Raw genomic sequence first — 12,851 nt, 5'->3', positions numbered from 1 at the left:
GGGGCTCAGGCGGTTATCAATTGATGAGAGGAAAAAATTATGATTAAATAGTGTTGAATGAAGCAAGGTGTATGGGCGTGAAGGTTTATACGCTGAATAGATCTAGAAGCAAAGCTTGAAGGGAGCAAATGAACATTGCTGAAAAAATTATTCGGTTTCGGAAAAAACCAAGATGATGTAAAGGAAGAAGTCATTTATTCTCCAGTTGATGGAGAGTTAATGGATATGACCGATGTACCAGATCCCGTTTTTTCTCAAAAGATGATGGGAGACGGCGTAGCTGTAAAACCAAAAAACGGCACCATTGTGTCACCAGTAGATGGTGAAATTATTCAACTCTTCCATACAAAACATGCAATTGGGATTCGAACACTCTCGGGGCTTGAGCTTCTGATTCATATCGGACTTGAAACGGTTGGGTTAAATGGTGAAGGCTTTGAAGCACACATAAAAGAAGGGGATAAAGTGAAAGCAGGTGATCCTCTCATTACATGTGATTTAGTGCTGATTGAAGAAAAAGCGGCAAGCACAGTGACACCAATTGTCATCATGAATGGTGATTTAGTAGAACATCTTACCAAAGAACCTAAGGGCTCTGTAGAAAAGCAGACGTCCAAACTTTTCACAGTGAAAATGAAATAATCCAAAAAAACTACCCTGAGTTGATAGGGTAGTTTTTTGATTGAGGACATTAATCCTCCATTGGAACCCAGCCTTTACTTGCTTCCATGACAGTCCATAAACCTTCTGGAATCAAGTACTTATCTTTTTGACTGCGTTTAATGACGGTCTCAATCTCGTTTTCTCTGCCTTCTTTAATCTTTACTGCCCAATCGGGATCAACAATGACTTCTCTTGCAACAGCGATGAGTGGAATCCCTTGATTGTATGCATTCAGTGCATCCTCAGCTGTAATGACGCTGCCGACACCGATGAGTGGAAGCGTGTCACCACAGCGCTCTTTTAATAGCTCCATCCGCGTCTTACTTGTATCAGCACCACGTCTTGCTTTAGCGTCAATCTCCATTAAAGAAATATGCAAGTAATCAAGGTTTTTCGTCTTAAGTACGTCTACTAAAGTAAATGTTTCTGTCATGGTTAAACCAGGTGTTTCTGGTTCTTCAGGTGATAATCGGTATCCAAAGATAAATGGTTTTGTTACATGCTCTTTGATTGCTTCTTTCACTGCATCTACTACTGCAATTGGAAATGCGAGACGCTTTTCTTCGCTTCCGCCCCATTGATCTGTACGCTGATTACTATGCGGGGAGTAGAATTGCTGTAATAAATATCCGTTCGCTCCATGGATTTCGATCCCATCAAATCCTGCTTGGATCGCGCGCCTTGCTGCTTCTTTAAATGAGTCGATGATGTGAGGAATTTCTTCTTCTGTCAAAGCTCTCGCAATTTGTTTTCCATCTTTGAATACATCACTTGGCGCAACGACATCACCGTTTGGGACTAAATGAGGGAGAGCCTGAGAGCCGCCATGATGAATTTGCATAATGGCTTTTGTTCCTTTCGCTTGAATCGCAGAAGCAAGCTTTTGAAGGCCAGGTATATCTTCATCCCTTGCAATAGAAGGCTGTCCTTCAAACGCCTTACCATCTGGCGTCACGTTTGCGCATGCGGTGATGACCATGCCCATTTCGCTTGATCTAGCGGTAATAAAATCAATTTCTTCCTTTGAGATCGTGCCATCCTCATGAGAACCGAAGTGTGTCATTGGTGCAACGACTAAACGGCCATCAATAGAGGCACCCCCTGGGAATGTAAAAGGTTCAAATAAAGGCTTAAATTCGTTTTTCAATCTCATCATCTTCTTCCTTAATAAAATCATTTCACTATAGAAGTGTAATAGATCCTGTTACAACACATCAAAATATTTGCTCACAAGCGGCGCATCAAAAAATTGCCGCCTAGTCATGCAAACAAATATTCGGTACACTAGAATGAGAGGTGGATACCAGATGAAGAAGAAAACAATGAACGAACTCATAGAAGATTTAAAAAAAGACGAACAGGTCGAGCATTGGCATGAAATTGAAGCGAAGCCTGCACGGACTTCTCCAATTCCTGAAAGAGTAAATGACAGGCTCAAAGTGGCGCTTGAAAAAAGAGGTGTGAGCGAACTATACATTCATCAAAAGGAAGCCTTTGAACGTGTGATGGATGGTGAGAATGTGGTGACTGTGACACCTACAGCTTCAGGTAAAACGCTTTGCTACAATCTGCCAGTTCTTCAGTCGATCGCAGAAGATCAGACAAGCCGCTCCCTCTATTTATTTCCAACAAAAGCACTCGCGCAAGATCAAAAAAGTGAATTAAACGAAATCATTCATGAGATGGATGTTCCAATTCACAGTGAAACCTATGACGGGGACACCTCCCCAGCGATTCGCCAGCACGTCAGACAGGCAGGACATATTGTCATTACAAATCCAGATATGCTGCACTCAGCGATTTTGCCTCACCATACGAAATGGGTCAGTTTATTTGAGAACTTAAAGTATATTGTCATTGATGAGCTTCATACATATCGAGGCGTGTTTGGCAGTCATGTCGCCAATGTCATTCGTAGACTAAAGCGAATTTGTGCATTTTATGGAAGTGACCCGACCTTTATTTGTACTTCAGCGACCATTGCGAATCCGAAAGAGCTTGCAGAGCAGCTGACCGGAAGCAAGGTGCATCTCATTGAACGAAACGGAGCGCCTAGCGGTAAAAAGAATTTTGTCTTTTACAACCCGCCAGTCGTCAATAAGCCATTAAATATTAGACAAAGTGCGGCCACTGTTGTGAATCAGCTCGCTAAAACATTTTTAAAAGAAAAAATTCAAACGATTGTTTTTGCTAGAAGTAGGGTAAGAGTTGAAGTCATCCTAAGTCATATTCAAGAACTAGTGAAAAAAGAAATTGGTCCTAAATCGATCCGTGGTTATCGCGGGGGCTATTTGCCGAAAGAGCGGCGCATGATTGAAAAAGGCTTAAGGGAAGGAGACATTCTCGGTGTTGTCAGCACAAACGCACTAGAATTAGGAGTAGATATTGGACAGCTAAAAGTCTGTATCATGACCGGATATCCTGGCAGTGTAGCGAGTACGTGGCAGCAAGCAGGACGAGCTGGAAGGCGTCATGAGGAAGCACTCATTATCATGGTCGCAAGCTCATCGCCACTTGACCAATATATTGTCAGACACCCTGAATACTTCTTTAACAGACCACCTGAATCGGCAAGAATCAATCCTGAGAACCTTATCATCCTAGTCGATCATCTAAAATGTGCGTCCTACGAGCTACCGTTTCGAGAAGATGAACAGTTTGGCAGTATGGAAGTAGAAGAAATCTTGCAATACTTACATGAAGAAGGGGTTCTTCATTTCAGCGGGAACCGTTATTATTGGTCAGATCAATCGTTCCCGGCTCATGGCATCAGTCTGAGATCTGCAAGTCAGGAAAATGTCGTCATTGTCGATCAATCCGATGTAGCGAACGTTCGAATTATTGGGGAGATGGATCGATTCAGTGCGATGACCTTACTTCATGATGAAGCGATTTATTTACATGAAGGGGTTCAGTATCAAGTGGAAAAGCTAGATTATGAGCATCTTAAGGCTTATGTGAAACAAGTCGATGTAGAATATTATACAGATGCGAATTTAGCGGTTCAGCTCAAGGTGCTTGAAATTGATCAGACAACAGAGAAGGAAGCGGTATCTGTTCACTACGGTGATGTGACCGTCAATGCAATGCCGACCATTTTCAAAAAAATTCGATTATCAACCGGGGAAAATATTGGTTCCGGCCCGATTCACTTACCTGAAGAAGAAATTCATACGAGTGCTGCTTGGTTTGAATTACATGAAGCAGAGCGGACATTTGAAGAAAAAACACTTGAACAGCTCTTGCTCGGTATTGCCAATGTTCTTCAGCATATTGTTCCGGCGTTTGTCATGTGTGACCGTTCAGACATTCATGTCATTTCTCAAATAAAGGCAGCCCATACCGGGAAACCGACTGTATTTTTATATGATCATTACCCAGGTGGAATCGGTTTAAGTAAAGAGGTGCAGGCTCGCTTTGATGAAATTGCCCGTGCAGCCACTCAGCTGATTGAGCGATGCAGCTGCGAGAACGGCTGTCCATCTTGTATTGGCATGGAAATGAAAGAGATCGATGGAAAAAGCAGGATCATTCAATTGATGGCAGGATTTTAAGGGAAGGGGGAATAGACGTACTCATGTCATTAAAAGGAAAATTAAACAGAATGAAAAAACACCTGTCGCACAATCAGTCAGATGAAAAGCGTGTGGCAGTAAAAGAGGGACAAACGCACACTGTGACGGCTGAAACCATCCCATTTCTAAAAGAGTGGGGGGAATTAAGTGCAGCTCCTTACTACTTTGAAGACTCTTTCTGCCTCATTCGGGAAGTGACCTATCCACTTGACCATCAGCATGGGCGATATTCATTTGCAGAACTGCCGGAGATGGTGAGTGCATGGAACAAAAGTGAGATTCAGCATTCTCTTTCTGCAAAAGGCTACAAGCCTCACGAGCTATTTTTCTTCGATACAGAAACAACAGGACTATCTGGCGGAACGGGAAATATGATTTTTTTGCTTGGGCATGCGAGAGTTTATTCAGATAAAGTGGTGGTAAAACAACATCTGCTCACGAATCCAGGAAATGAAGCGGCACTTTACAAAAGCTTTCTTAGTGAGGTGGATGTCGAATCACTTGTGACATATAATGGAAAATCATTTGACTGGCCTCAAGTCAAAACGAGGCATACATTATTGCGCGATCAAATACCTGCTCTACCTGAATTTGGTCATTTTGACCTTCTGCATGGGTCAAGGAGATTGTGGAAACATAAATATGAGCGTATGGCTCTTTCGGTTGTAGAAAAAGAGGAACTGCACGTCAATCGAGAGGGAGATACACCGGGGTTCCTCGCACCAATGATCTATTTTCACTTTTTAAAGGAACAAAACCCGAAACTGATTGAAGGAATTTTGACTCACAATGAACTTGATGTCTTATCGTTAATCAGTCTCTACATTCATTTGTCTAAAAAAATCTTATCTAAAGATGCGGTGAAGGAAGACGATGAGAAATATGCATTAGCTAAGTGGCATCTTGCTCACCGTGATGTGCAGGAAGCAACAAAGCACCTGCAAGAATTAACGGGAGCAGCGTTTGAGCATGCGGATCAAGCAGCTTATGATCTATCGTTACAGTACAAGCGATTAAAACAATGGGATGAAGCGGCATTCATATGGAGACGTCTATTTGAATCAAGTGATGTTCATGTAAGATTAAAAGCGGGTGTAGAGCTTGCAAAGTATGAAGAACACCGTCAAAAAGATCCAAAAGCAGCCCTTTCCATTACCCAAACATTGTTATCACAATCGTCTTTAAGTGAACGAGACATTGTGGAACTTGACAAGCGAGAAAAGCGGCTCTTAAGAAAAGCTGGGCAATGAAATTATTGCCTGGGAAAGCGCAAAAAATGACAACGTTCGGCTCTCGGCCGAAAATAAAAATTGTTTAGCACTTTTATTGTAGAAAAGTCACGAATCCTGTAAAATAACGTTAGATATTGAATGAGGAGCGTAGAGCATGTATAAGGGTCTTTTCTACTTGTTTTTTCTTGTTGTCATATTGGTCGCTTTTGTTTTTTCAAACTATAAAGATGTTTTTCTTGCAAACTTTTAAAATAGGTTAATGCATTAGTACATGTACACCTCTTGATTCATACATTGTTAATGTAAGAAAATCAAGGAGAGGGGAATGCTACATGTACCATCATCATCATTGCAATCCAAATGTTACACAGCCAATTGTACATCCAACGAATCACTGCTGTACGCACAGTGAGTCAACTACAATTGTGCCGCACATCCACCCGCAGCATGTAACAAATGTTCATCACCAAAATTTCCAACATGTTCACTACTTCCCGCATACGTTTTCTCAGGTGGACCCGGCAACACATCAACACTTTAACTGCGGTGGACCTTGCTGTAACAGATAAAGTGAAATGGGACTTTTATAAGTCCCTTTTTTTAAAAGCAGGTGAAAAAATGAAAATTATCGCTGTCACAGGGTACAAGCCATTTGAGCTTGGGATCTTCAAACAAGACGAGCCTGCACTTCAATACATAAAAGCGGAACTTCGGAAAAGGCTGGCGGCACTCATTGAAGACGGGCTAGAATGGGTGCTCATTTCAGGTCAGTTAGGGGCAGAAATATGGACAGCTGAAGTGGTCTTTGAGCTTCAAGAGGAGTACCCAGATTTAAAACTTGCTGTCATTACACCATTTTATGAACAGGAAGAGCGCTGGAATGAACAAAATAAAGAGCTGTATGAAGGCGTTCTTGCACAAGCTGATTTTGTAGAAAGTGTCACGCATAGACCGTATGAAAGTCCGGCACAATTTAAACAAAAGAACCGCTTTTTTATTGAAAAAACGGACGGCCTTCTCGTCTTATATGATCCCGAGCATGAAGGCTCGCCAAAATATATGATCAAAGAAGCTGAAACCTATACCGACTACCCAATTATGTATATTACAATGGATGATTTAAGAGCACAGGTTGAGGCGGAAGATCCGTTTTTTGACTAAAAGCAAGAGAAAATTTGACAACGTCACGTATTTCTGAAAAAATATACTATGAATTCACGATATGAGGTGAAAAAGATGCTTGCTGATAAAGTAAAGCTTTCTGCGAAAGAAATTTTAGAAAAAGAATTTAAAACAGGTGTCCGAGGGTATAAACAAGAAGAAGTCGATAAATTTCTAGATATGGTCATTAAAGACTATGAGACATTCCATCAAGAAATTGAAAAACTCCAACAAGAAAACCTTCACTTGTCAAAACAGCTTGAAGAAGCGGTTGAGCAAGGGAAAAGACAGCCTGCACAGTCCAATACAACAAACTTTGATATTTTAAAAAGACTATCTAATCTTGAGAAACACGTTTTCGGCAGCAAACTTTATGATTGAGTAATACCAAAAAAGCTTGTGTCAGATGACATTGTCGTTTATAATAACGCATGTTGATTAACGTTCGGGTAATCGCTGTAATGCTTTGACATTGCAGAGGAAAGTCCATGCTCGCACGGTGCTGAGATGCCCGTAGTGTTCGTGCCTGGCGAAAAAATAAGCCAGGGCAGCCTGGGAAAGGCTGACGGCAGGAAAAATGCCTACGTCCTTTTAGGATATGGCAAAGTATCCTTGAAAGTGCCACAGTGACGAAGTCTTACTAGAAATGGTGAGAGTGGAACGCGGTAAACCCCTCGAGCGAGAAACCCAAACTTGGTAGGGGAACTTTCTCAAAGGAACCAAACGGAGAGAAGGACAGAGAATTCTGTAGATAGATGATTACCACCTGAGTACGAGGCTTTTGCCGTTTGCAGTACGATGGAACAAAACATGGCTTACAGAACGTTATATCCGTTATCATAAACATGATGAAATCAAAGCTCTCCTATTTCTACATATGGAGAGCTTTTATCTTGATTACAGAATAGAACGAGAAAACAGGTGATAAACAAATGAAAACCTATACACTCATCGCAACAGCGCCAATGGGAATTGAAGCGATTGTTGCAAAAGAAGTAAGAGACCTCGGGTATGAGTGCACTGTAGATAATGGAAAAGTCATTTTTCAAGGAGATGCACTTGCCATTTGCCGTGCGAATCTATGGCTGCGTACAGCAGACCGAATCAAAGTCCAAGTTGCTGAATTTTCGGCCAGGACATTTGACGAGCTTTTTGAGCAGACAAAAGCCATTGACTGGGCCGCTTTTTTACCGAAAAATAGTACATTCCCTGTCATTGGTAAATCTGTTAAATCTCAGCTTGCCAGTGTGCCGGATTGTCAGCGTATCGTCAAAAAGGCTATCGCGCAAAAACTTAGATCATCTTACAACATACAGTCTGAATGGCTAGAAGAGACGGGTCCTGAATACAAAATCGAGGTAGCGCTTTTAAAAGATAAAGTATTGCTGACGCTCGATACGTCTGGTGTGGGTCTTCATAAACGTGGATACCGTGCAGATCAAGGCGGGGCGCCGATTAAAGAAACCCTTGCAGCGGCGCTTGTCTTATTAACGAACTGGACACCTGACCGTCCGTTTGTCGATCCTTTTTGCGGATCAGGAACAATTGCCATCGAAGCAGCGATGATTGGACAAAACATTGCCCCTGGATTTAACCGGGAATTTGCATCTGAATCATGGGAATGGATCGGTGAGGACGTTTGGAACAAAGCACGCCTTGAAGTAGAAGAAAAGGCGAACTATGATCAGCCGCTTCGCATTATCGCGAGCGATATTGATCATCGTATGGTAGAGATTGCGAAACTGAACGCAGAAGAAGCTGGACTTAGTGAACTGATACAATTTAAGCAAATGCAAGTGAAAGACTTCCAAACAAAAGATGAGTATGGTGTGATTGTCGGAAATCCGCCTTACGGTGAACGTCTCAGCGATAAGCCAGCTGTGGAAAAAATGTATCAAGGCATGGGCGAAGCATTGAAAAACCTAGATACGTGGTCCATTTACATCTTAACGTCACATGAAAAATTTGAAGAGTGCTTCGGAAGAAAAGCGACGAAAAAGAGAAAACTGTTTAATGGATTTATTAAAACAGACTATTATCAATACTGGGGAAAACGCCGGTCTAGAAAGCAAACAACTGAATCGTAAAAAAGAGCCACACCGAAAGAAGGTGTGGTTTTTTTGTACCAAAAAGGTATAAGTCTTCACGGGACGGAATAAACTGAACTTGATTTTAAAAAAAGAGGTGTCTTCATGATTCATTATGATCAATTTCAGTTAATTCAAAAAGCACTCGCTTCAACAGCCCGAGAAATAGAGGGGATTGAAACAGGACAATCTGCTAAACTTACGGCAGCCATCGAGAACTTAGCAATGGCTCAAAACTACATAGACCATTCAGAGCACGCATTTTTAATGAAGGAAAGCTACCAGCATCGCCTGCGCTCTTAAAAAAAGATTGTCATACCCCAGCATAAATGTTACTATTGAATGTCTGAATGATTCAAAAGTTGGGGGTTGGAGCAGGTGACAGCATCTCGTTTGCCTTTTTCATTAACAAAAGAACATAATTTTTACGAAGAACTGGGCAACTGGATTGGTGATGTGTTTTATGACATTTTGCCAGAAAAGGGCTTTGATCTTCGAGATGAACAAATATTCATGGCTTTTCAGTTAGAAAGAGCCTTTAAAGAAAAAAGTGTGATGTTTGCCGAAGCTGGGGTAGGCACAGGCAAAACAATCGTTTACCTTTTATTTGCGGTCACATATGCAAGATATACAGGGAAACCTGCGATCATTGCATGTGCAGACGAAACGTTAATTGAACAGCTGGTCAAACAAGAAGGTGATATCTATAAAATTGCCAATCACCTTGATATTCAAATAGATGCGAGATTAAGTAAATCGCATGATCAATATTTGTGCTTAAAGAAACTAGAGAAAACGATGCAACGTGAAGATGATGAGAAGTGGCTCGACATTTATGAATCGCTTCCTTCATTTGTTCATGAATCTCATGGGATGCAGACATTTTATCCGTATGGTGATCGAAAAGAGTATCCAGAATTAACAAATGATGAGTGGTCAAGAATTGGCTATGACTCTTTTCAGGACTGCTTAACGTGCGACATGCGGCACCGCTGTGGCTTGAATTTATCAAGAGACCATTACCGAAAAGCCACAGACCTCATCATTTGTTCTCATGACTTTTACATGGAGCATGTATGGACAAAGGAGTCACGTAAACGTGAAGGACAGCTGCCGCTCCTTCCTGAGCATAGCTCTGTTGTATTTGATGAAGGACATCTTCTTGAGTTTGCAGCACAAAAAGCGCTAACATACCGAGTGAAGCAATCAACACTAGAAACGTTTTTAGAGCGTCTTTTGCAAAATGACATTCGTGAAGAGTTTGCAGAACTTGTTGAAGATGCACTTGCAACAAACGATCAATTCTTTTACCTCTTAAAAACGAATGCCAAAGAAATCAAAGGATCACACCGTCTTGAAATTGGTCGTGTAGATGAGGTGAAGCGTTCAGCAAGTGAATTATGTGATTTGCTTGAGAAGATTGGAGAAGCGCTCGTATTTGAATCAGAGATGTACACAATTGATCAATATGAATTGTCTGTTGTGGAAGAGTACATTGAACAGATGGCGTATTCTCTGTCGCTTTATCAGAAAAATGCCATTAGCTGGCTGGAGAAACAGGAATTAGATACAACCTTTGTCGTCATGCCAAAAACGGTAGCAGAGGTGCTTGGTGAAAAGGTATTTTCACAAAAAATCCCTTATATTTTCTCATCTGCTACGTTGTCTGAAAATCAATCATTTGATTATTTAGCTGAAAGCCTTGGGATCAAAGATTATTTATCCATGAGTGTGGCTTCGCCGTATGATTATGAGGAGCAAATGCAAATGTATTTCCACGGAATTCAGCAGCCAATGACAGAGTCAGATGTAAAAGGTCAGCACGTGCTGGCTCAGGTAAAAGAAAATGGCGGTCGATCTCTTATTTTATTCCCTTCATTTGATGAACTGCATGTATTTAGAAAGCAGCTCGATGCATCAAATGAATCACTGCCTTTCCATGTGTATTTTGAAGGAGACGAGGAGATCAGTACCATTGTTCAAAAGTTCCAAGCGGATGAAACATCTGTGTTATGTTCCGTTCACTTGTGGGAAGGGCTGGATATTCCAGGACAGTCTCTAACAAATGTGGTCATTTGGGGACTTCCATATCCACCGCATGACCCAGTATTTGAAGCAAAACGGAATGAAGCGAAAGATGCATTTACTGAAGTGGACCTTCCATACATGCTGCTTCGTCTAAGGCAGGGTATTGGGAGACTGATTCGGACAAGCCAAGATGCTGGCAGCATTCATATTTACTTTGGCAGTCAGAAAGATATTGAGCTACAAAGTAAAATTGAATCCGTTCTTCCAGTGAGGCCAGTGATCTCTTAATAATAGAAAATGATTCAACAAAAGGAGGATACGAGCAGCGTATCCTCCTTTTTCATTGACAAAAGAACATTTATTGAAGTAGCCTTGAAACGTACATACATATTTTATTGATTGGGGGAACGAACGCATGAGTCTTGAATCAAAAGAGAAAGCGTTTTATCAATTACTAGGAAAAATCGCCCATTATACAGAGGCGCTTCATTTACTTTATTGGGACTCTCGAACACAAGCGCCTAAAAAAAGCGCTGATTTCAGAGCAGAAACCATCGGTCAATTATCCAGCGATATCTTTAATATGAAGACTTCTGATGAAATGAAAGATCTTCTTGATGCTTTAAATAAAGAAAAAAAAGAGCTGTCAAAAGACACACAGAAGGCACTCGAATTATCGCAAAAAGAATATGATGAAAACAGTAAAATTCCAAAAGAAGAATTTAAAGAATACTCCATTCTACAATCAAAAGCAGAACATGTTTGGGTAGAAGCAAGGGAGAAATCAGATTTTTCACTCTTTGCGCCCTATTTAAAACAGCTGATTGATTTTAACAAGCGTTTCATTCAATACTGGGGCGTGAAAAAAACGCCATATGATGTGCTGCTCAATAATTATGAGCCGGATATGACGGTTGAACAACTCGATCAAAAATTTGGCGCACTTCGAGACGCCATCGTTCCTCTCGTGAAAAAAATTGAAGCTTCGCCAAATAAACCAGATACATCATTTTTATCGAAAAGCTTCCCGATCGACAAACAAAAAGAGCTGAGTCTCTTTTTCTTAAAAGAGTTAGGGTATGACTTTGACGCAGGACGACTTGATACAACGGTTCATCCATTTGCTGTGACATTAAGCAGAGGGGATGTACGTGTGACGACGCGTTATGATGAGCACGATTTTCGCATGGCGATCTTTGGCACCATTCACGAATGCGGCCATGCCATTTATGAACAAAATATTGATGAGGCACTGAGCGGAACGCTCTTATGTGACGGCACATCAATGGGTATTCATGAATCACAGTCTCTTTTCTTTGAGAACTTTATCGGCAGACATGAAGATTTCTGGAAAACGTATTATCAAAAGCTGCAAGAGGCATCTCCTGAACAATTTAAAGATGTCACTTTAGAAGAATTTGTGCATGCGGTGAATGAATCGAAGCCGACTTACATTCGAATTGAAGCAGATGAACTCACGTATCCGCTTCACATTATTATTCGCTATGAAATTGAAAAGGCCATTTTCAATGAAGAAGTAGCCGTTGAAGACTTGCCAGCGTTATGGAATGAAAAATATAAAGCATATCTTGGCATTACGCCGCCTAACGATGCGCTTGGTATTTTGCAGGATGTTCACTGGTCTGATGGTAGTTTTGGTTATTTCCCTTCATATGCACTTGGTTATATGTATGCGGCGCAATTAAAACAGCAAATGATCAAAGATTTACCGAATTTTGATGAACTGATTCAAAATGGGTCTTTTGCACCGATAAAAGAATGGCTAACTAAACATGTCCATCAGCATGGAAAACGGAAAAAACCATCTGAAATCATTCAAGACGCAACTGGTGAAGAATTAAATGTTCAATACTTAATTGATTATTTAACGGATAAGTACACGAAACTGTATTTATCATAAAGAAAGGCACCCTTTGATCAGAAGGGTGCTTCAGCGTGTAGACAAACCCTCGCATTCGTTGTCAGTCCTGCGCGCCGGTGCTCACGAGTGTTAAATTCGCTCTGCTCCGGTGCTCGCCCTTCCTAGACTGCAAAGGTTTTCTATCACGCTGAAAAGAAGAGAAAGGGCTAAAGTAAAGTTCATT

The 12,851-nt window shown here is 41.2% G+C and carries 11 protein-coding genes and 1 other RNA gene; 11 read left to right on the top strand and 1 reads right to left on the bottom strand.

All coding sequences use genetic code 11. The features are described from left to right. Positions 1-135: 135 nt before the first annotated feature. Positions 136-642, top strand: coding sequence for a PTS glucose transporter subunit IIA (locus NST15_RS10185; RefSeq protein ID WP_342498522.1), 507 nt, complete (start codon positions 136-138; stop codon positions 640-642). A 49-nt stretch (positions 643-691) separates the two neighbouring features. Here the strand turns inward: NST15_RS10185 and NST15_RS10180 are convergent, their stop codons facing one another. Continuing rightward, a complete protein-coding gene (locus NST15_RS10180; RefSeq protein ID WP_025207530.1) occupies positions 692-1,810 on the bottom strand; it encodes an NADH-dependent flavin oxidoreductase in 1,119 nt (372 codons plus the stop codon). Positions 1,811-1,970: 160 nt separating this feature from the next. Between NST15_RS10180 and NST15_RS10175 the strand changes: the two genes are divergently transcribed. The 10 genes from NST15_RS10175 (at position 1,971) to NST15_RS10130 (ending at position 12,667) form a co-directional block, all read left to right on the top strand. After that, entirely contained in the window at positions 1,971-4,217 is a 2,247-nt protein-coding gene (locus NST15_RS10175) for a DEAD/DEAH box helicase (RefSeq protein ID WP_342498521.1), read from the top strand. Positions 4,218-4,240: 23 nt separating this feature from the next. Continuing rightward, entirely contained in the window at positions 4,241-5,488 is a 1,248-nt protein-coding gene (locus NST15_RS10170; RefSeq protein WP_129548448.1) for a ribonuclease H-like domain-containing protein, read from the top strand. Positions 5,489-5,802: 314 nt separating this feature from the next. Then, positions 5,803-6,039 carry a spore coat protein CotD gene (cotD, locus tag NST15_RS10165; protein WP_072368252.1) on the top strand — a complete coding sequence of 79 codons (237 nt, stop codon included), beginning with the start codon at positions 5,803-5,805 and terminating at the stop codon, positions 6,037-6,039. 49 nt (positions 6,040-6,088) lie between these two features. Next, the gene (locus tag NST15_RS10160) at positions 6,089-6,631 is read left to right on the top strand and encodes a DUF1273 domain-containing protein (RefSeq protein ID WP_285850555.1); all 543 of its coding nucleotides are present in this window, start codon (positions 6,089-6,091) and stop codon (positions 6,629-6,631) included. Between the two features lie 75 nt (positions 6,632-6,706). Further along, positions 6,707-7,012, top strand: coding sequence for a cell division regulator GpsB (gpsB, locus tag NST15_RS10155; protein WP_008344631.1), 306 nt, complete (start codon positions 6,707-6,709; stop codon positions 7,010-7,012). A gap of 60 nt (positions 7,013-7,072) precedes the next feature. Continuing rightward, positions 7,073-7,454: RNase P RNA component class B (gene rnpB, locus NST15_RS10150), an RNA gene on the top strand. A 109-nt stretch (positions 7,455-7,563) separates the two neighbouring features. Further along, entirely contained in the window at positions 7,564-8,718 is a 1,155-nt protein-coding gene (locus NST15_RS10145; protein WP_057079409.1) for a class I SAM-dependent RNA methyltransferase, read from the top strand. 105 nt (positions 8,719-8,823) lie between these two features. Beyond that, on the top strand, positions 8,824-9,021 hold the full coding sequence (locus tag NST15_RS10140; protein ID WP_017359721.1) for a hypothetical protein: 198 nt from the start codon (positions 8,824-8,826) through the stop codon (positions 9,019-9,021). 75 nt (positions 9,022-9,096) lie between these two features. After that, positions 9,097-11,034 carry an ATP-dependent DNA helicase gene (locus NST15_RS10135; RefSeq protein ID WP_057079410.1) on the top strand — a complete coding sequence of 646 codons (1,938 nt, stop codon included), beginning with the start codon at positions 9,097-9,099 and terminating at the stop codon, positions 11,032-11,034. Positions 11,035-11,161: 127 nt separating this feature from the next. Next, entirely contained in the window at positions 11,162-12,667 is a 1,506-nt protein-coding gene (locus NST15_RS10130; RefSeq protein WP_317327522.1) for a carboxypeptidase M32, read from the top strand. Positions 12,668-12,851: the final 184 nt, after the last annotated feature.

This window comes from Bacillus sp. FSL R5-0820 (assembly GCF_038593385.1).
Lineage (GTDB): Bacteria > Bacillota > Bacilli > Bacillales > Bacillaceae > Bacillus > Bacillus altitudinis.
The sequence above is the reverse complement of the archived record's forward strand: the minus strand, read 5'-3'. Positions and strand labels throughout refer to the sequence as shown.

What these genes read in the sequence shown, in the direction of transcription:
- NST15_RS10175 (WP_342498521.1), top strand. Translation starts at nt 1,971, where the DNA reads ATGAAGAAGAAAACAATGAACGAACTCATAGAAGATTTAAAAAAAGAC.
- NST15_RS10170 (WP_129548448.1), top strand. Translation starts at nt 4,241, where the DNA reads ATGTCATTAAAAGGAAAATTAAACAGAATGAAAAAACACCTGTCGCAC.
- cotD (WP_072368252.1), top strand. Translation starts at nt 5,803, where the DNA reads ATGTACCATCATCATCATTGCAATCCAAATGTTACACAGCCAATTGTA.
- NST15_RS10160 (WP_285850555.1), top strand. Translation starts at nt 6,089, where the DNA reads ATGAAAATTATCGCTGTCACAGGGTACAAGCCATTTGAGCTTGGGATC.
- gpsB (WP_008344631.1), top strand. Translation starts at nt 6,707, where the DNA reads ATGCTTGCTGATAAAGTAAAGCTTTCTGCGAAAGAAATTTTAGAAAAA.
- NST15_RS10145 (WP_057079409.1), top strand. Translation starts at nt 7,564, where the DNA reads ATGAAAACCTATACACTCATCGCAACAGCGCCAATGGGAATTGAAGCG.
- NST15_RS10140 (WP_017359721.1), top strand. Translation starts at nt 8,824, where the DNA reads ATGATTCATTATGATCAATTTCAGTTAATTCAAAAAGCACTCGCTTCA.
- NST15_RS10130 (WP_317327522.1), top strand. Translation starts at nt 11,162, where the DNA reads ATGAGTCTTGAATCAAAAGAGAAAGCGTTTTATCAATTACTAGGAAAA.